This window comes from Dehalococcoidia bacterium (assembly GCA_041649635.1).
Lineage (GTDB): Bacteria > Chloroflexota > Dehalococcoidia > E44-bin15 > E44-bin15 > JAYEHL01.
Genome location: JBAZMV010000002.1, coordinates 213,466 through 233,225, shown reverse-complemented (window position 1 = coordinate 233,225; position 19,760 = coordinate 213,466). Strand labels below are relative to the sequence as shown.

Sequence of the window (19,760 nt, the reverse complement as noted above, 5' to 3'; positions counted from 1 at the left end):
TTCAACGCATCGACTGGACATTCATATAGTGATACAATTAAAAGATACAGGTAATAACATATGTATGATGTGATTGTTATAGGAGCGGGACATGCCGGGTGCGAGGCGGCGCTGGCCGCGGCGCGGATGGGCTCCAGGACACTGCTGCTGACTCTGAACCTCGACAATGTAGCGCTGATGCCGTGCAATCCTTCCATCGGCGGCCCGGCTAAAGGCCACCTTGTGCGCGAGATCGACGCGCTCGGCGGCGAGATGGCCCGCAACATCGACCGGACGTTCATACAGGTGCGAATGCTTAACACAGGCAAAGGCCCGGCGGTGCAGGCGCTCAGGGCGCAGGCCGATAAGAAGCTGTACGGCCTCTCCATGAAGCACGCGCTGGAACGTCAGGAGAACCTCGACACAAAGCAGGCGCTCGTAGACAAATTGTGGTTCGATAACGGAACGTTCCATATCCAGACCAACGTGGGATGGATCTACCGGGGCGGAAACGTCGTCCTGACAACAGGCACCTCACTTAACGGCAGGGTAATCATCGGAGATAAGAGCTACCCCGCGGGTCGCGCCGGAGAGTTCGCCGCCGAGAGACTATCCGACAGCTTGCGAGATATGGGATTTACACTGGGACGGCTCAAGACCGGCACGCCGCCGCGCATCGATGCCAGAACAATAGATTTCAGCAAGACCGTCATACAGCCGGGGAGCGAAGTCCCTTTATATTTCAGTATGTACAGAAACGGGAACCACCCGGTTTCCTTCCCGCAGCCCAATCCGGTCTATCCGCTGTCCCGATCCGACTGGCGCCCGCAATTGCCGTGTTACCTGGTTTATACAAACGCAAAGACCCACGAACTGATAAGGAATAACCTCGACCGCGCCCCGCTTTTTAACGGCATGATTCACGGTGTCGGCCCCCGCTACTGCCCGTCGATAGAGGATAAGATATTCAAGTTCGCGCATAAAGCGTCGCATCCGCTGTTCCTGGAGCCGGAGGGGTGGGAAACAAGCGAAGTATATGTTCAGGGGGCTAATACGAGCCTCCCCGAGGACGTTCAGCTAGCCATGCTGCGCACCATCCCCGCCTTGGAGAAAGTGGAGATGATCAGGGTCGGCTATGCTATCGAGTACGATTACGTGCCGTCGAACCAGATATCGGCGACTCTGGAGAGCAAGGCTGTGCCGGGGCTGTTCTTCGCCGGACAGATAAACGGGACGACGGGTTACGAGGAGGCGGCGGGCCAGGGATTGATCGCAGGGATCAACGCGGCGCTTAGGGTGAAAGGGAAGCCTCCGGTTATAGTAAAGCGCAACCAGGGATATATCGGCGTGATGATCGACGATCTGGTGACGAGGGATCTCACCGAACCGTATCGCCTGCTCACATCGCGCGCCGAGTATCGACTTTTATTGCGGCAGGACAACGCCGACCTAAGGTTGGCTCCGATCGGGTATGAACTCGGGCTGGTGGGGCGCGAACAGTATGAACAGGTTGAAGTGAAACGCCAGGCAGTGGCCGACGAATTAAAACGCCTGTCCAAAACATATTTCAGTAACTCCGATAAGAGCGTCACGGCGCTTGAATACCTCAGACGCCAGAATGTTGGTTACGATACGCTCGTTGCAATGTCATACGGCGATCCGTGTATAGACTGCAGCGTCGCCGAGCAGGTCGAGGTCGAGGCAAAATACGAAGGCTACCTAAAGAAGCAGACAACGTCCGTTGCCCGCATGTCGCGGATGGAGAAAAGATCGATACCGGATTTATTTACTTATGATAGTATTAAAGGGCTGCGTTACGAAGCGCGGCAGAAACTCAACCGCATACGCCCTGTTACGCTCGGACAGGCGTCGCGCATCGACGGCGTGACTCCGGCGGACCTGGCGATATTGATGGTACACCTGGAGAGGGGCTCCAAATGAAAAATGTCATCATGTTCTGCGGCAAGGGCGGTGTAGGCAAGACGACATGCGCCGCCACCACCGCCCTGCACTACGCTATGACAGGCAATAAAACACTTATACTGTCCACCGATCCAACCCCTTCGCTGCAGCACATCTTCGAGATCAATGTCGCCGCGACTTCCGGCAGTAAAGGTACTCCGGTAACCATAACCGATAATCTTTTTCTTTATGAGGTCGGCGCTCATGAGGTGAAGACCATGTGGAACGATAAGTTCGGGTCTGAGGCCTACGAAGTGTTCTCTTCATTCGTCGATATCGACTATGATGAGTTCATCGATTTTGTCGCCAGCGTACTGCCGGGGCTCAGAGATGAATTCATGGTCGACTATATAAGGGAGCTTCACGAGTCCGGCAAATACGGTAAAATAATATGGGATACGGCACCTGCAGGCCAGACGCTGGGACTTCTCAAGATGCCGTCGATTATCGGTGAGCATCTTAAACCCGCCGCGCGCATCTACACTTCGCTGAAAACAACAGGGAAGAACCGCAATACGGTTCAAGGGGTCATAAAGGGATGGGAGGCTCTTTCGGCTAAGGACATGAATTTTATTCAAACTATGGTAGAATTTAAACTGGTGACTATAGCCGAGGCGCTCGCCGTATCACAGCTTGATTATATATTTGAAGAGTTCAGGAGTTACAATCTCGGTATCGATCAGGTTATCATTAATCAGGTGATTACCAAACCCGATTCGGAGTTTATGAAAAGTAAGGCAGCCATGCAGAAAGAGTATATCGCAGAGATATCCAGAATATGCGCGGGAAAGCAGCGGATGCTTTCCATGTTTCCTTATGAAATAACCGGCCTGAATAGGCTTAAAGAGGCTGTAAAGGTGCTTTTTGAAAATGACTGAAAAAGCGGACCTGGTTCTTTACAACGCGAACGTGATCACATTCGATCCCGCCAAACCTAAGGCGACCTCGGTAGCGGTCAGGGACGGAAAGATACTCCGCGTTGCCGGCAACGGCGCCCATGAACATTTCACCGGACGCAAGATAAATTGCAACGGCAAGACCCTCGTCCCCGGTTTCAATGACGCCCACTGCCACATCCTCGCCTTCGCCTCAAGCCTGCTGAGTGTCGATTGCACACCATCTTCGGTATCTTCCATCGCCGACATCAAGGACCGCATACGCAAGCGGGTGCAGACGGCCTCGGATGGAGAGTGGATAAGGGCCTTCGGATACGATGAATTCTACCTCGCCGAGCGGCGCCATCCCAACCGGTCAGATCTTGATGAAGCAGCGCCGAACCACCCCGTGAAACTGATGCATCGTTCCAGACACGCTTGTGTGCTCAACAGCCGCGCCATGTCCATAGCCGGGATAACAAACGAAACTCAGGAACCCGACGGGGGAGTGATAGACAGGGACCTGCAGTCGGGAGAGCCGAGCGGTATGCTGTTCGAGATGAACGATTATATAGAGAATAAAGTGCCTCCGATCTCGCCTGCTGAGATGGAGCGCGGGGTCAAGCTTGCCAACGACGCGTACCTGTCACAGGGGATAACGTCTCTGCAGGATGCTACGGCTACCAACAATATCGAGACGTGGAAATTATTCCAGCGTTTGCGGGATTCCGGTTCGCTGAAACCGAGGCTGTCATTGATGATGGGCATGCGATACATGGATCAGTTGTTGGAAGACGGATTCGAGCCGCGGCACGGCGATAACGATATGCGTCTCGGGGCTCTTAAAATAATGATAAGCGAAGCCAGGGGCTGTCTATGTCCGTCGATGGATGAATTAAGGGAGATGGTCTCGCAGGCGCAGGATAATGGATTTCAGATAGCGATTCATGCCATAGAGCAGAATACGGTTGAGGCGGCCGTGTCGGCTTTGGAGTCTATCTACGAAAAATCGAAGAAGGATAATCACCGCCATCGCATAGAGCATTGTTCCATATGCCCGGACTCACTGCTCGATAGAATAGAAAATGTAAGAGCCCTTGTGGTTACGCAGCCTTCTTTCATCTACCACAGCGGAGAACGCTACCTTGAGACCGTATCCGAAGAACAGCTGCCTTTACTGTATCGCATCAGTTCTTTCCTGAAGAGCGGACTCAAGCCGAGCGCGGGATCTGATAATCCGGTCGCGCCGCTTAACCCGATGCTGAGCATGCACACCGCTGTCAACAGGAAGACACAAAAAGGAGAAGCGTTTTTCTCCCGAGAGAGGGTGCTGCCGTCCGTCGCGTTGGAGATGCATACCAAGGCGGCGGCATACGCCTCGTTCGACGAAGGCGTAAAAGGCACGATAATCCCGGGAAAGCTGGCCGATTTCACTGTTCTAAGCGATGACCCGCTGAAGATAGCCCCGGAGAAGATACGAGATATCAAGGTCGAGGCTACAATAGTAGGCGGTGAGGTTGTCTGGCGCTCTTGATTCTCTGCTGAACACGGTCTAGAATATAACTGTCATGCCGATATACGAATATAAATGTTCAAAGTGCGATGCGAAGTTCGAGCGCAGGTGCTCCTTCAGCGATTCCGACAAGAAGGTCTCCTGCCCCGAATGCAAATCACCGGCAAGCAAACAGCTGTCCGCTTTTGCCGCCCTTTCAAAAGGGGCTGACGGCAGTTCATCTCCTATCGCCGGAGGCGGCGGCTGCGGTCCGTCGTGCCCCGCCACCTCATGCACCTCATGCCATCATTAGTTCGCGAGGCGTCTCCGCCTTCGCAGCAGGAAGCCCCCCGCTATCGCCCCGATTAACAGCGATTGTAATACCATTGCTATCGCGATTGCCCCGGCCGCATCGTAGAAGAAGCCTTCCGTATATATTCGCGGCAGGTAGCCCGAAGATATCCACAAATCGTTGGTGAAGAATATCCGATGGAATAATATGAACAGCCAGTCGAAATCTATCATCGCGGCTATGCCTGTCGCCGCCAGAGCGGCGAGACCGGCGACGCTGCCTGTCAGGACAAGCTTGCCTAACGATGAAAACATCTGCCTTCGCTTATACGTATACCCTGCCGCCACAAAGATAATGATGTAGCCAAGCGTTATCCACTGAATCGTGTAGCTGAGTTGAATCAGCCCTCTGACGTCGCGCAGATGTATGATTTCATCGTCACTGAATATATACATCGTATCGTCGATATCTCCGGAATTGAAATATCGGATCAGACCTTTTGATATATCGATGAGTTCTTCGTCGCTGAATCCCGTCTCCGCGCTGACGTCATATTTTTCGAAGCCCTCTTCCCAGAACTGAAGATCGTTGGCGACCCACCTTATGTTGCTTGTGAGAAGGAACAGGGGAATGCATACAATGAAAAGGATCGATGCGACCCGGAACGGAATTCGGAAGTTTCTCCCCGCCAGCATGTTACAATGCTATGGTAGCGCTTGCGGCTTGTCAACTTAATGTATCGGACATATAATGCGTTCTATTCTTGCAGTGAAGAGGTAGCGTTTTGGACAAGAATGAAGACTTGAAGAGTTTCGACAGACTGGTGGCCATCATCGAGCGCCTTCGCGCCCCGGGCGGCTGTCCCTGGGACCGCGAGCAGACCCACGATTCGATCAAGGGCAACATGCTGGAGGAGGCCTACGAGGCGGTTGAGACTATCGATAAGGGAAATATGGACAAACTATGCGAAGAGCTGGGCGACCTGCTCCTGCAGATAGTTCTTCACGCCCAGATGGCCAAGGATGAAGGCTGCTTTGAAATAGGCGATGTGATTCAAAGAATATGCGACAAGCTGATATACAGGCACCCCCACGTTTTCGGTGAAGAGAAGGTCAGCGGCGCTTCAGAAGTCCTTGCCAACTGGGAGGAGCTTAAACGGAAGGAAGGCAGGGGCGAGCTGCTATCCGGCCTGCCTAAAAACATGCCGGCGCTGGCATACGCCCAGGCGGCGGCAAGGCGCGTAGCCCGCGTCGGGTTCGACTGGATCACCGTGGACGACATCATCGATAAGCTATGCGAAGAGGTCGCCGAGTTGCAGCAGGCGAAGGATCACCGCCATAAGGTGATGGAGTTCGGGGACATGCTCTTCACGCTGGTATGCGTAGCGAGACGCATGGACATAGATGCCGAGGCCGCGCTGAGGGCATGCAACGAACGCTTCTACAAACGCTTTTCATACATGGAGAAAATCTGCGCGGAAAAGGGACGGCTTCTGGCTGATATGACTCTCGAAGAGCAGAATGCGCTTTGGAACGAAGCTAAGCGGGAACTGGGTGATCTATCTTGAAGAGAGAAAGTCGGGGCGAGTGGATTTGAACCACCGGCCTCAGCGTCCCGAACGCTGCGCGCTAAACCGGACTGCGCTACGCCCCGCAGCCAATAGTATATCTTCTGCGCCTGTTATTAGCAACATGCTGAGGGGGAAGCCCTCACCCTGGCCTTCTCTTGGTGCGCTGTTAAGCTTTAGCCCTCATCTTAACCTTCTCCCCCCTGCTTAAGAAGAGGGTAGCTTAAAGGGAAGTCCAGATGTACCACCCTCTGGCAGGGGTTTGATGGTATCCCATAAGGCCTTGATTAATCAAGCCCTTACATAATGTCCTCACGTAGGGGCGAACCTATGTGTTCGCCCTTCGATGGGGGATTATAGGGGATTGAACATCAATGAGATTGCCGCGTCGTCCTTCCGCAATACGGAAGGATTGGGGTGTCCTGTAGGGGCGCCGCTTGCTGCGCCCTAATTATCGGGCAGGGCAAGCCCTGCCCCTACCCGATAACCAAACGTATGTGGGACCAGCAGGGGTTCGGATGATGATTCCCCCAAGCCTGGGGGATGACAGGGGGTTGGATACGGAAAAGCCTCACTGTCGCATTCCGTATTGAATTGAAATTATCCTTATCATATACTTATGGCCATGAAATATTGCGTGCTGATAATCGACGGCGCCGCCGGCTGGCCCATACCGGATCGTGGTAACATGACAGCCCTTGAACTGGCGGATACGCCCAACCTGGACCGCATGGCAAAAGAGGGCATAGTTGGTCTGGTTCGCACGGTGCCTCCGGGCATGGAGCCTTCCAGCGCCGTCGCCTGCATGTCCGTGCTGGGATATGATCCGCTAATTTATTTCAAGGGCAGGAGCGCTATCGAGGCTATCAGCATGGATGTCCCATTCACAAGTGATGACATATTATTTCGCTGCAATCTTGTAGCAATAAAAGATGGAATGATGTGGAGTTATTCTGCGGGACATATCTCAAGAGAAGAAGGCCGCGCTCTCATAGAAGCTCTAAATAACGAGATTGGGGGCAAGGATGTTTGTTTTTATCCCGGTGTCGGATATCGTCATATATGTAAGATAACGGATCATGAAATTGGACTTGAAGCGATATGTACTCCGCCACATGATATCCCCAGCAAGCCGATAGCTGAATACATGCCGCACGGACCGGGCAGCGAACTCTTAGTCGATCTGATGGAGCGCTCTCGATACGTCCTGAGTGATCACCCTGTGAATTTAAATCGAATATCCCGGGGAGAGATCCCGGCAACGATGATTTGGCTTTTCTGGGGCAGCGGTCATATACCTCCGCTGCCTTCTTTTCAGACCAAATACGAAATTAAAGGGGCAATTACTTCAGGAGTCGATTTGCTCCGTGGTTTAGGCAAAATGGCGGGTTTCACGATTCTTGATATCAGCGGTGTTACCGATAATGTAGATAATGATTATACCGCACAGGTTACCGGTGCTCTCAAAGCGCTTGAAGACCACGACATAGTTTTCATACACGTGGAGGCCCCTGACGAAGCTGCGCACAGCGGATCGGCAGAGGACAAGATAGCATCTATAGAAAAGATTGATTCCGAGATGGTCAGTCGCATACTCGAATGGAATAACGACGATATCCAGTTTCTTGCTATGCCCGACCATCCAACGCCGCTGGCGATTCAAACTCACACGGAGGAAGCAGTGCCATTTGTTGTCTGGGGGAAGGGTGTGACTTCAAACGGGGCTGCCCGTTTCACTGAAGTCGAAGCTAAAAAGACCGGGGCTTTTGTGGAAAACGGTTATAATATGATGGATAAAATAGTGATAAGATGGCGCAAGAAAACGGAGATAATATGGCAATAATAGTGCAGAAGTATGGCGGCAGTTCGGTCGCCGATGTGGAAAAAATAAGGAACGTAGCGCGAAGGGCCATAAAGGCCAAGGAGAAGGGCAATGAAGTAGTAGTGGTAGTCTCCGCCATGGGCAAGACTACGGACGGGCTGATAGCGCTGGCCCGCCAGGTTACCGATCATCCCGATGTCAGGGAGATGGATGTCCTGCTCTCCACGGGAGAGCTTGTATCAAGCACGCTGCTGGCCATGACGCTGAAGTCGATGGGGCATGACGCCGTGAGTCTGAGCGGCGCGCAGGCGGGCATAATGACCGACGCGGTATACGCCAAGGCGCGCATCATCGATATCGAAGCCAAGCGTATTAAAAAAGAGCTTAAAGCGGGCAAGATCGTCATAGTCGCCGGTTTCCAGGGGATCACCTCAGAAGATGACGTGACAACTCTTGGACGCGGCGGCTCCGATACCACCGCCGTGGCGCTGGCTATAGCGCTAAAGGCGGAAGTATGCGAAACATACACGGATGTGGACGGCGTCTATACCGCGGACCCGCGCATCGTTCCGGAAGCGCGCAAGGTCAAGGAAATAGGATACGAAGAGATGATGGAGCTTGCCAGCTCCGGGGCCAAGGTGCTGCATATGAGATGCGTGGAGCTTGGAGAGATGTACGATATGCCCATACTGGTGGCTTCCAGCTTCACCGACGCTCCTGGCAGCTTAATTCATGGAGGAATGAATATGGAAACAAGGGCAAAAGTTCGCGGGATCGCTCTTGATCAGAACGTGGCAAAAGTCACGATATTGGGCGTCCCCGATAAGCCGGGCATAGCCAGCGCCGTTTTCGACGCTCTTGCCAATGCTAATGTCAGTGTGGACACCATAGTGCAGAACGCCAGCGTGGAACGGGTAACCGACCTGACTTTCACGGTGGCCAAGAGCGATCTTGATGAGGCGATACGCGTCGTTGAGCCGGTGGTGAAGTCGATAGGCGCAAGGGGCTGTGTTGCGGATGCGAAGCTCGGTAAAGTGAGCATCATAGGCATAGGGATGCAGAATACGCCGGGATACGCCGCCAGGATGTTTCATTCATTGTATGAAGCGGGAATCAATATCGAACTGATCACCACATCTGAAATCAGGATCACCTGTATAGTTCACGAAGATAAGGCCAAGGATGCGGTGAAAGCGCTGCACCGTGTATTTGAGCTGGATAAAGGCAACGCGTAGTCTGGGGAGATATCATTTGCAACTGAGTATTGTTATCCCTGTCATGAATGAGGGCGCTAATCTCAAGGAGCTTCTGCCCGGACTGCATGATATAGCATCGCGCATAGCTCATGATCACGAAATAGTGCTGATAGACGGCGGATCTGTTGATAATACCTGTCAGGTTGGACAAGATAATGGCGCCTGTGTCATCCGGCAGAGCGGCCGCGGATATGGAGCGGCCCTTCGCGACGGTTTTTCAGCAGCACACGGCGAATATGTATTAACGCTTGATGGCGATATGTCACACCGTCCGGACTTCATCCCTGACATGTGGGATAAGCGCAACGCGGCTGAGATTGTTATCGCGTCACGCTATATCACAGGTGGCTCGACAGAGATGACAAAGATGCGCAGGCTCTTAAGCCGAGCCCTGAACAAGTTCTTTACACTCGGACTTTCCCTGCCATTCCGTGATATCTCTAGCGGATTTCGGCTGTATCATGCATCGTTACTAAAAGATATTAACCTTGAAAGTTCGGATTTTGACGTTCTTGAGGAAATACTTATCAAGTCCTACACTAAGGGCTATAAGATAGTAGAGGTCCCTTTCCATTACGCCCAGCGTAAGAATGGCTCGAGCCATGTCAACCTACTTATGTTTGGCGTCTCGTATTTGAAAACATTCAAGCGTATGCGGCGCTTAAGACGGATATAATACTGGACCGGTCATATCTGACATCCCTGCCAGACAGACTCTTATCGATATGTAACTACGTTGCCTCCGGTTATCATCCATTTGTGACAGAAATTTAACCAAAGTTATCTTTTGGTCTCAATGCCTATTGACATCCTGGCCATAATCCTTAAAATAATGCGGATGAGGTCGGAGGTTATTTAATGGAAACTCAATGTGGTGAGGCAAAATTGAAGAGGGAGCGGACACAGGAAGCGATTACCTTTGCTATGGAAGGGCGATGGGATGAGGCCATAGCCGCCAATGAGAGCATTATAGAAGCCGCGCCTAACGACATAAACGCGTTGAACAGGCTGGGCAAGGCGTTAACGGAAAAAGGACGATATAAGGAGGCCATCGAGGCCTACAACCGGACACTGGGAATCGATGCGAAAAACATCATCGCGCGCAAGAACCTGAGAAGGCTGTCCCTGCTGAAAGAAAAACAGCCGGCGCCTTCTGAGGACCGCCCCAAAGCCGTACCCCGCACCTTTATAGAGGAGACGGGCAAGGCGGGCGTGGCCAGGCTGGACCAGCCGGCCCCCAGGGAGATTCTGGTAAAAATGTCCGCCGGCGATATCGTTCAGTTGAAGCTTAAGAAGCAGCGCCTGGTTGTGGAGAATGAGGCCGGAGAATACCTGGGACAGGTGGAGGCCCGCATCAACACGCGCCTCTCAAAGCTCATGAAGGGCGGCAACAAGTATTCCGCGGCTATAGCCAGCATATCCGACAGCGCTGTAAAGATCATCATCACCGAGACCTATCAACACCCCAAACAGCTGGGGCGTCCTTCCTTCCCCGCAAAGCTCAGCGACGGTTTCCGCTCGTATGTGAAAGGCAGTATCCTGAAGTATGAGCTCGGCGACGAGGAAGAGACATACGATGACAGCGGCGATGTGGTGGATACGGAAGAGGATACCGAGGTCCTGCCGGACAGCATGACCCTGATGACCTCCGAAACCAGCGCGGACAAAGTTCTCGAAGAAGAAGCCTGATCCGTCGCTTGCTCGAAACGATTCCCTGGCCGGCCGCAGGACGAGATCGTACCGCCGTTTTCCATCGGGGTGAAGAACGCTTCGCCTGATAAAAATGATAGCGGCAGAGAGCAGGGTGTGTGTGAAACCCCTGCTCTTAATTTTTAGAATTTCCCCTGAAAGAGCGTAAATTTTACAAAATCTCATTTTTGACGAATTTGCGCCCCTGTGATATGCTTCATGGGATAAGTTATACACGGCGATGAGAGGTAAACATGCAAGCAGGATCGGTTAAACCCATTGATATCCACGAGGAAATGAAGAATTCCTACCTGGATTACGCCATGAGCGTGATAGTGTCCCGCGCCCTGCCGGACGTGCGCGACGGACTGAAGCCGGTGCAGAGGCGCATCCTGTACGCCATGGGCGAGATGGGGATCAACTACAACTCGGCCCACAAGAAGAGCGCCCGTATCGTCGGCGATGTCATGGGCAAGTACCACCCCCACGGCGACTCCCCCGTATACGAGGCCATGGTGCGTATGTCCCAGGACTTCTCAATGAGGATACCGCTCATCGACGGCCAGGGCAACTTCGGCAGCGTGGATAATGACCCGCCCGCCGCCATGAGATACACCGAGGCCCGCCTGGCCCGCATAGCGAATGAAATGCTTGCCGATATCGATAAAGACACCGTAAACTTCGTGCAGAACTTCGACGGCTCGCTCACGGAGCCTACCGTTCTCCCTTCAAGATTCCCCAACCTACTGGTCAACGGCGCTTCGGGCATCGCCGTAGGCATGGCAACAAACATTCCGCCCCATAATTTAATTGAGATATCGGACGCCCTTTGCCTTCTCATCGATAATCCCGAGGCCTCGCCCGATGAGCTTTCCGATATCGTGAAGGGCCCGGACTTCCCCACCGCCGGCATAATATACGGCCGCGAGGGCATAAAGAACGCCTACGCCACCGGCAAGGGCCGCGTCATCATCAGATCCAGGTATTCCGTGGAAGAACTGGCCAAAGGCCGCCAGCAGATAGTGGTGACCGAACTGCCCTATCAGGTGAACAAGGCCGCTCTGGTGGAGCGCATATCGGACCTGGTCAAGGCCAAGAAGATCGAGGGCATCACCGAGCTTCGCGACGAATCGGACCGCAACGGCATACGCGTCGTCATCGAGATGAGACGGGGCATGGAGCCGGAGCAGGTGCTGAACAACCTGTTCAAGCACACGCCAATGCAGACCGCTTTCTATCTTAATATGCTGGCGCTGGTTGACGGACAGCCCAAGGTGGTAAGCCTTAAGACGGCGCTGCAGCAGTATATAATCTTCCGCCAGGATGTCATCATCCGCCGCACCAGATTCGAGCTGAAGAAGGCTCAGGACCGCGCGCATATATTAGAAGGTTTAAAGATAGCCCTGGATCACCTGGACGAGGTCATATCCACCATCAGGAATTCCAGCAGCGCGGACGCCGCCAAGAAGAACCTTATGGAGAAGTTCGGACTGACCGATATACAGTCCCAGGCCATCCTGGACATGCAGCTCAGGCGTCTGGCGGCGCTGGAGCGCAAGAAGATAACGGACGAATACGCCGAGGTGCTGAAGACCATCGCGTATCTGGAAGACCTTCTGGCCAACCCGCGCAAGGTGCTCTATTTAATAAAAGAAGACGTCATCGAGGTCAGGGATAAGTACGGCGATGAGCGCCGCACCGAGATAATCGTAGAGGAACTGGGACAGATGAGCGAGGAGGACCTGATCCATCATCAGAAGGTGGCCATCGTTTTGACGACCCGCGGCTACATCAAGCGCATGCCGCTGGAGACCTACCGCGTGCAGCAGAGGGGCGGACGCGGCGTGGCCGGCATCTCCATCCGCGAGGAGGAGATGGTGCGCCGCCTGCTGGTGGCCGACACGCTGGACACACTGCTGTTCTTCACCAACACGGGCCGTGTCTTTTCACTGAAGTGCTACAAGGTGCCGCAGGAGACATCGCGCATCGCCAAGGGCACCCCGCTGGTGAAGCTCATAGCGATATCGGAAGAGGAGCGCGTCACCGAGGTTCTGCCGATAACCGAGTTCATACCGGGCTATTTCCTGCTCATGATGACGAGCAAGGGCATAATAAAGAGGACGGCGCTGGAGCATTTCGCCGCGGTGCGCTCCAACGGCATCATCGCGATGAAGCTGCCCAAGGGGCAGCAGCTCATATCGACGAGGATCGCCCGTAACGAGGATGAGGTCATAGCCATATCCGAGAAGGCCCAGGCCATACGGTTCCCCGTCGCCGAGCTGCGCATCGCCTCCCGCACCAGCGGCGGCGTGAGGGGTATGCGCGTGGCCCCGGACGATAATGTTGTGCAGATGGACATAGTGATCCAGGACGCCAGCCTGCTGGTGCTGACGAAATCGGGCCAGGGCAAGTGCAGCCGCCTGGCCAACTACCGTCAGCAGTCGCGCGGCGGCAGCGGCGTCAAGACGCTGAGCCAGAAGGTGGGCAAGGTGGTGGCGGCCAGGGTGGTGAAGGATTCGGACGAGGTTATGATACAGTCCGCCCAGGGCGTGGTCATACGCATGCGCGGCGACGCTATACCCATCCAGGGCCGCATCAGGCGCGGCGCATCCGTTATGAAGCTTGACGAGGGCGACGAGGTTATGTCAATCGCCGCCCTGCGCGAAGAATAATAGTACCTTAATAAGTGAACTCACCCTACCGCGGAAGGATGATCCAGCCGTAGGGGCGCTGCTCGCTGCGCCCGCTCTATCGGGCAGGTCAAGACCTGCCCCTACGTATCGGGTTTAAAATATAGGACGGGCTGCGCCCACCGAATCAATCAACCGTCATTGCGAGGAAGTCCTTCTATCAATCCAACTTCATGGAAGGACGACGCGGCAATCCCAAGATGTATCGCTAAACAGACGGAGATTGCTTCGCCGCTCTGTGACAGGACTCGCAATGACAGGGTGAGTTGAATGTAGGGGCGGGGTCGCCTCGCCCGCCAATAGGGGCGCCAGGGATGTAGGGGCATCCTTCCATATGCCTTAATGTCATGGAAGGATTGTGCCTGCCCGCTGTGGGCGACCACAAGGGTCGCCCCTACACAATGACCGACATATTTGGTGGATACAGGGGGTTCGGAAAGATTGACCGTCTTCGACCATTACACAGAGGTACAGGAGACATGGTCTCCTGACGGTGTTTTAGGGGTGTCCCCTAAAACAAAAAATTCCCCCATGATTGGGGGACACAGGGGGTTGAGAGCAAAGCTTTGAGCCGGGCCGGCTATATCGACGGAGATTGCCACGTCCTTACGCATATTCCTAACGGGGAAGGACTCGCAATGACAGGAGTGGGAACTTTACCGGTTATTCACCAAATACGATTTACACTTGGAAAGTCTATTGACAATCAAGGCTGTTTTGGCTAAATTGGATAAATAGATATTGACACGAGTGCACTCTTGTGTTAATATCTACAAATTTAATTTAACAGGCAGGCGGTCTGTACTGGCAGAAGATGCTTGGTTAGGTTTGAACCGCCTGACTTAAATGTTATAGAACGAAAGGAGAAAGTCTTATGAAGAAAAGGTTTAACCTAACCTGGCGGTTGCTGATGGTGGCAGCGCTGTTGTGCGCTCTAATACCCGCAGCGCTCATCGGTGTAACCGTGCAGGCCGCATCAACCCCCACCACCTACATGGATCCCATCCCGGCTTACCTGAATAACGCCGGCCTGGGAACCGTCATTACTGGCACATCATACACCGGCGCTATCGATTTGCAGAAGGTGAGGCTGCAAATAAAATCCTATGACTCGGAATACAGTATCTACAGGTACTGGGACGGCGCAGGATGGACCAACGATCCGGAAACATATGTATATACTACGACAATACTTGGATCATTATGGAACGGCCAGTGGGACTGGACCTGGGCCGGGCTTGGCGGTGTAGCTCCTCTTACCGATGGAAACACATACTACATCTACGCATGGGCTGTAGATATGAACGACAACCTGGGAACCATGGCCCAGGCCTCCTTCATCTATGACCAGTATGGCGTATTGGGCAGCACCACATATCCCGTTGTTGTAATAACACCTGCCGTCAATGGTTCGATGTCAGCCGTCACGGCCATAAAGGGAACTGCCGCCGATAAGATGAGCGCTACAAAGACCGGCACTATCGGATCTGTTTATGTAACCATACAGAGAGTGAGCGACTCCCAATACTGGGACGGCACGTCATGGGTGGGTCCTCTAACTCCTTTGAAAGCCAGCGGTACCACGAGCTGGCAGATAACCACCAGCACCAACCCCTGCCTTCCGCCATGGACGCAGGCTGAATCATATAACGTGGCAGCTTATGCGATTGACAAGACCGGAAATGTGGGCGCTGCTGCAACTTCGACTTTTACCTACTGCAAGGACCTGACGACAGGCCCCAGCATCGTCATGGACACCATCCCGGCTTACGTAACAACGGCGTACTTCGGCAATCTCACTGGCACGGCACGTGCGACTAACCTCAAATCGCTCGCCGCTCCCAACGGAAGCGTGAAGGTCTGGGTGCAGGACTTCACCTCCTACCTTAACTGGAACGGCAGCGCCTGGATTCCCGTATTTGAGACATGGGTTAACGCATCCACGGCGGCAAGCTGCGATGTTGCCGATGCCGCGCAGATGGACTGGACATTTGCCATGCCCACCGGCGCTGACCTGGCGGCAGGCCACACTTATAAGGTAAAGGCCAGGGCCACGGACAACGCCAGCAAGCAGGCTACTACGACCGTTTACACATTCATCGTGGACGACGTGGCACCCACCAATACCCTGTTCACTACCTTCTGGGTCACATCGTCGCCTTACGGCGATACCGTATTCAACTCCCTTGCATCGATCAGCGGAACCAGCGCCGATATCACGGGCGGCGCGGCCGCCGGCGCCCTGTCAAGAGTAGAGGTTAGAATACAGAGAGCAAGCGACTCCCTGTACTGGGACGGCAATCAGTGGGGCGCTGATATATGGAATGTCGCTTCCGGCACAAGCCCGTGGACGTTCAGCACTATGCCCAACTGGCAACACGTGAACACGAATATTGCTAATAGCGGCGTTTACACTATCGAGGCAAAGGCTATTGACAAGGCCGGCAATATAGAGTCCACAGCGACACAGACGTTCACGTTTGTGCATGACATATCGGGCACGGCGCCCGCTCCTACCGCCACAGCTACGGCAACGGCTACCGCTACTGCAACACCGGGACCGGGCGGCTTAACATGCGTCATCACTGCTCCGACAAACGGCGCAAACCTTGCCACCGGCCCCTCCGCAATAGAAGGTACGGCCAGCGCCGATGCTACAGTTACAGAAGTAAAGGTGCAACTGCAGAATACAGGCAACAGCCAGTACTGGGACGGCGCGGCATGGACCGCTACCCAGACATGGCTCGTCTGCTCCGGCACTACAAGCTGGGCTTACGGAACGATGCCTACCTGGGTTAACGGCTCTACTTATCAGGCCATAGCTCAGGCCACCGACGGAACTAACACGCTGAATTCCGCTGCTGTAACGTTCGGCATAGGCGTGACACCTACTGCTACACCTACGGCTACTGCTACGGCAACGGCTACCGCTACGCCAACAGCTACAGCGACGGCTACAGCGACGACGACGGCTACTGCCACAGCTACCGCAACAACTCCTCCCACTTCAACGGGCAGCGGCACGGTAGGCACTTCCGGCGGAACGGTCTCCACAACGGACGGCAAGTATGAGGTTACCTTCCCTTCCGGCGCCCTTACTTCAACGCAAACCGTTACTATCACAGCAGGCACCTGCACGCATGCCGATACAGACGACTACACCTTCGGCAGCACCTGCTTCACGGTAACGCCGGGCGGCGCTCTGGGCGCGGAAGCTACCATATGCGCTCAGCTGTCCACTTACGACCAGGGCCTGGATAACCTTACCCTTATCTACTATGCCGACGGCAAGTGGAACGAGGCTAAGAACATCAACATCACCGGCAACACCATCTGCGGCACAACCAGCCACCTCAGCAGCTGGGCTGTCGCCAGCAAGGCTGCCAGTGACTGGGTCTGGTGGTACTGGGTACTCATCGGCGCGGGCGCTTTCATAGTGGTGCTCGCCATCGTACTTCTCCTTGTCATGCCCAAGAAAGGCGCCAAGGAGGAAGAGGTACCCGCGGAAGAGCTCTACGGCGAAGAGGAAGAAGAGTTCTAGATTAAACACCGGCTATTAGAGTGGAATCACTCTGAACCGTAACAGCAACAGCGGCCGAGGCCAAAAGCTCCGGCCGCTGTTTTATTTTGTATTAATGGAACATGCGCAGGGAACGTATCGTAGGGGCGCTGCTTGCTGCGCCCTCTTTGATTGCTGTTGAAGGTGAAGAACACCTTCAACAGCTTTTCTACAGTTTGTCATCCTGAGCCCTCGCTACAGAACGGCGAAGGATCTCGTCGAGATTCTTCATCGCTACCGGATAGGATTCAGAATGACAGCTTTGAGTTGTGTAGGGTGGGTTCGCAAACCCACCACGTAGGGGTAACCCCCCATGGTTACCCTCCCAACGTAGGGGCATCCTTCCATATGCCTTAATGTCATGGAAAGATTGTGCCTGCCCATTGTGGGCGAACACATAGGTTCGCCCCTACCCGGTGACCAACGTATTGGGGGATAGCTATGAGATTGCCGCGTCCTTCTGCATATTCCTAACGGGGAAGGACTCGCAATGACAGCTTTGAAAAAGAGGTACCCCGATGAATCGGGGACGGGGTTTTAGGGGTGTCCCCTATATTTTTAAAAATTCCCCCAAGATTGGGGGATAATAGGGGGTTGATAATTCTTCAGCAGCCTGATCCTACAGCAATGTCCCGCATGCGGGGATGACGCGCTCCAGGCCGCAATGATTGCAGCGTCCGACGCGGCAGTCATCTGTAGCTGTTTCATTTGTACTGTTGATGTATTCCTGTTTCAGGTAATCGATGCTAACGCCGGTATCGATATGGTTCCACGGCAGAACTTCATCCAGAGGACGCGTGCGGTTGGCATAGAACGAAGGGTCTATAGAGCAATCCTCGAACGCCTTGAGCCACAGGTCGTACCTGAATCGCTCGCTCCATGCATCGAATCCGGCGCCAAGCCGCCATGCCGTATGTATCACCCGCGAAAGGCGGCGGTCGCCCCGCGACAGCACGGATTCCAGGAAGCTGACGCGAGGGTCCTGCCATGTGAGCCGCGTCCCGGATTTCTTCAAGCCGCGGCGCAGGATATCAATCCTGTCGTTCATCTCATCCCGATTTACCTGCCCCACCCACTGGAACGGCGTGTGCGGCTTGGGCACAAAGGCCGAGGCGCTCAGCTTGATGTTCAATCTCCGTCCGCACTGTTTAGCGATATCAGTACCGGCGCGCCGCGCCAGCGCCGCTATCGCCTCGATATCCTCAGAGGTCTCGGTAGGCAGCCCCAGCATGAAGTAGAGCTTAACGTTATTCCATCCGTGGCTGCAGGCCACGGCCAGGGTATTAATAATCACATCGTCCGTCAGGCTCTTATTGATGACCCGCCGCAGCCGCTCGCTCCCCGCCTCAGGCGCGAAGGTCAGGCTCGTTTTCTTGCCGGCGGTGATGGCGTCCATGAGGGCCACGGAGAAGCTGTCCAGCCGCAGGCTGGGCAGGGATATCTTAAGGCTGTCGTCGCGGAACTTGAGATTTATATTGTTTATCAGCTTCTCTATGTTCGAGTAATCGCTCGTGCTCAGCGACAGCAGTGAAAGCTCGTTGTATCCGGTGTTCTTGAGTAAATCGTCCATAGCCGCCAGTATCTCGTTTACCGGCCTCTCGCGTACCGGGCGGTAGACAACGCCGGCGTGGCAGAAACGGCAGCCCCTGGTGCAGCCGCGCTGTATCTCTATCATGGCCCTGTCGTGCACCGTGGATATATAAGGTATCACCGGAGAGGTGACGGCGGGAAGCAGTTCGTTCATTATGCGCCGCGATATCGATTTGGGGACATCCGTCGATACCCGCGCCACCTCAGACACAGTGTTATCGCTATTGTACGATACGTCGTAGAAAGCCGGCACGTACACGCCGGGTATTCTCGAAAGATGCCGCAGCAGAGCGTGCCTGTCCGAACCGCCATTCATCTTGAAGTCGCGGAAGGATCGCAGAAACTCTATTACAACTTCCTCGCCCTCCCCCATGACGAACAGATCGATGAACTCCCACATGGGCTCAGGATTGAGGGCGCAGCTTCCTCCGGCGATGATCAGGGGGTCGCCGTCCCTTCTCTCCGACGACAGCAGCGGTATCCCCGCCAGGTCCAGCATGCCGAGTACATTGGTATAGGTCAGCTCGTAGCCCAGCGAGAAGCCGACGATATCGAAATCGCGCAGCGGCCGTTTCGATTCCAGGCTGAAGAGCGGGATCGCCGCACTCTTCATCGCGTCCCGCATATCGATCCAGGGAGCATAAACCCGTTCGGCCAGGGCATACGGCTCGTTATTGACGAGATGATACAGGATGGACAGCCCCAGGTTCGACATCCCTATTTCGTAGGTATCCGGGTAGGCCAGAGCGATCTTAACATCGGTCGAGCCCCAATCCTTGACGACGCTGTTCCATTCGCCGCCCGTGTATCGCGCCGGTTTGGTTACACCTGGCAAGATGTCATGCAAATCCGTCATAGCTGCCTCGGACTCATTATAACAAAGCTGTATCCCTTTTGACATCTAAATTCGAACGTGTTACAATCTACATTCAGTTGCGTTTAACGGAACCAGTTTTCTTACAGGAGAACCACGTGGCAGTAACAAAG

The 19,760-nt window shown here is 54.2% G+C and carries 13 protein-coding genes and 1 tRNA gene; 11 read left to right on the top strand and 3 right to left on the bottom strand.

The window, feature by feature from the left end:
- Window positions 1-60: 60 nt before the first annotated feature.
- Genes mnmG through WC562_04990 form a run of 4 tightly spaced genes read left to right on the top strand, consistent with a single transcriptional unit; the run spans window position 61 to window position 4,621 of the window.
- Complete coding sequence (mnmG, locus tag WC562_05005; protein ID MFA5055516.1) at window positions 61-1,920, top strand: tRNA uridine-5-carboxymethylaminomethyl(34) synthesis enzyme MnmG; 1,860 nt, start codon at window positions 61-63, stop codon at window positions 1,918-1,920.
- Complete coding sequence (locus WC562_05000) at window positions 1,917-2,819, top strand: ArsA family ATPase (protein ID MFA5055515.1); 903 nt, start codon at window positions 1,917-1,919, stop codon at window positions 2,817-2,819. Before mnmG ends, WC562_05000 begins: the two co-directional genes overlap by 4 nt.
- The gene (locus WC562_04995; protein ID MFA5055514.1) at window positions 2,812-4,350 is read left to right on the top strand and encodes an amidohydrolase; all 1,539 of its coding nucleotides are present in this window, start codon (window positions 2,812-2,814) and stop codon (window positions 4,348-4,350) included. The genes WC562_05000 and WC562_04995 overlap by 8 nt, the downstream gene beginning before the upstream one ends.
- 34 nt (window positions 4,351-4,384) lie before the next feature.
- Window positions 4,385-4,621, top strand: coding sequence for a zinc ribbon domain-containing protein (locus tag WC562_04990; GenBank protein ID MFA5055513.1), 237 nt, complete (start codon window positions 4,385-4,387; stop codon window positions 4,619-4,621).
- Here WC562_04990 and WC562_04985 read toward each other — a convergent pair.
- Complete coding sequence (locus tag WC562_04985) at window positions 4,618-5,295, bottom strand: DUF1461 domain-containing protein (protein ID MFA5055512.1); 678 nt, start codon at window positions 5,293-5,295, stop codon at window positions 4,618-4,620. The genes WC562_04990 and WC562_04985 overlap by 4 nt on opposite strands.
- Window positions 5,296-5,384: 89 nt before the next feature.
- On the opposite strand from WC562_04985, the gene mazG reads away from it, so the two are divergent.
- A complete protein-coding gene (gene mazG / locus WC562_04980) occupies window positions 5,385-6,167 on the top strand; it encodes a nucleoside triphosphate pyrophosphohydrolase (GenBank protein ID MFA5055511.1) in 783 nt (260 codons plus the stop codon).
- A gap of 10 nt (window positions 6,168-6,177) precedes the next feature.
- Here mazG and WC562_04975 read toward each other — a convergent pair.
- A tRNA-Pro gene (locus WC562_04975) sits at window positions 6,178-6,253 on the bottom strand.
- A 533-nt stretch (window positions 6,254-6,786) separates the two neighbouring features.
- Between WC562_04975 and WC562_04970 the strand changes: the two genes are divergently transcribed.
- The 6 genes from WC562_04970 to WC562_04945 all read left to right on the top strand — a co-directional run bounded on the left by WC562_04970 (window position 6,787) and on the right by WC562_04945 (window position 17,165).
- Window positions 6,787-8,010: a cofactor-independent phosphoglycerate mutase gene (locus tag WC562_04970; protein ID MFA5055510.1), complete on the top strand. Its 1,224-nt coding sequence runs from the start codon at window positions 6,787-6,789 to the stop codon at window positions 8,008-8,010.
- A complete protein-coding gene (locus WC562_04965) occupies window positions 8,001-9,224 on the top strand; it encodes an aspartate kinase (protein ID MFA5055509.1) in 1,224 nt (407 codons plus the stop codon). The genes WC562_04970 and WC562_04965 overlap by 10 nt, the downstream gene beginning before the upstream one ends.
- 16 nt (window positions 9,225-9,240) lie before the next feature.
- Entirely contained in the window at window positions 9,241-9,921 is a 681-nt protein-coding gene (locus WC562_04960) for a glycosyltransferase family 2 protein (protein ID MFA5055508.1), read from the top strand.
- Window positions 9,922-10,103: 182 nt separating this feature from the next.
- Entirely contained in the window at window positions 10,104-10,934 is an 831-nt protein-coding gene (locus WC562_04955; protein ID MFA5055507.1) for a tetratricopeptide repeat protein, read from the top strand.
- Between the two features lie 254 nt (window positions 10,935-11,188).
- A complete protein-coding gene (gene gyrA, locus WC562_04950; GenBank protein ID MFA5055506.1) occupies window positions 11,189-13,606 on the top strand; it encodes a DNA gyrase subunit A in 2,418 nt (805 codons plus the stop codon).
- Window positions 13,607-14,498: 892 nt separating this feature from the next.
- Complete coding sequence (locus tag WC562_04945) at window positions 14,499-17,165, top strand: hypothetical protein (GenBank protein MFA5055505.1); 2,667 nt, start codon at window positions 14,499-14,501, stop codon at window positions 17,163-17,165.
- A gap of 637 nt (window positions 17,166-17,802) precedes the next feature.
- On the opposite strand, the gene WC562_04940 is transcribed toward WC562_04945, so the two are convergent.
- Entirely contained in the window at window positions 17,803-19,629 is a 1,827-nt protein-coding gene (locus tag WC562_04940) for a TIGR03960 family B12-binding radical SAM protein (protein MFA5055504.1), read from the bottom strand.
- Between the last annotated feature and the right edge of the window lie 131 nt (window positions 19,630-19,760).

What these genes read in the sequence shown, in the direction of transcription:
- WC562_05000 (MFA5055515.1), top strand. Translation starts at nt 1,917, where the DNA reads ATGAAAAATGTCATCATGTTCTGCGGCAAGGGCGGTGTAGGCAAGACG.
- WC562_04940 (MFA5055504.1), bottom strand. Translation starts at nt 19,629, where the DNA reads ATGACGGATTTGCATGACATCTTGCCAGGTGTAACCAAACCGGCGCGA.
- WC562_04955 (MFA5055507.1), top strand. Translation starts at nt 10,104, where the DNA reads ATGGAAACTCAATGTGGTGAGGCAAAATTGAAGAGGGAGCGGACACAG.
- mnmG (MFA5055516.1), top strand. Translation starts at nt 61, where the DNA reads ATGTATGATGTGATTGTTATAGGAGCGGGACATGCCGGGTGCGAGGCG.
- gyrA (MFA5055506.1), top strand. Translation starts at nt 11,189, where the DNA reads ATGCAAGCAGGATCGGTTAAACCCATTGATATCCACGAGGAAATGAAG.
- WC562_04995 (MFA5055514.1), top strand. Translation starts at nt 2,812, where the DNA reads ATGACTGAAAAAGCGGACCTGGTTCTTTACAACGCGAACGTGATCACA.
- WC562_04985 (MFA5055512.1), bottom strand. Translation starts at nt 5,295, where the DNA reads ATGCTGGCGGGGAGAAACTTCCGAATTCCGTTCCGGGTCGCATCGATC.
- WC562_04990 (MFA5055513.1), top strand. Translation starts at nt 4,385, where the DNA reads ATGCCGATATACGAATATAAATGTTCAAAGTGCGATGCGAAGTTCGAG.
- WC562_04945 (MFA5055505.1), top strand. Translation starts at nt 14,499, where the DNA reads ATGAAGAAAAGGTTTAACCTAACCTGGCGGTTGCTGATGGTGGCAGCG.
- WC562_04965 (MFA5055509.1), top strand. Translation starts at nt 8,001, where the DNA reads ATGGCAATAATAGTGCAGAAGTATGGCGGCAGTTCGGTCGCCGATGTG.
- WC562_04970 (MFA5055510.1), top strand. Translation starts at nt 6,787, where the DNA reads ATGGCCATGAAATATTGCGTGCTGATAATCGACGGCGCCGCCGGCTGG.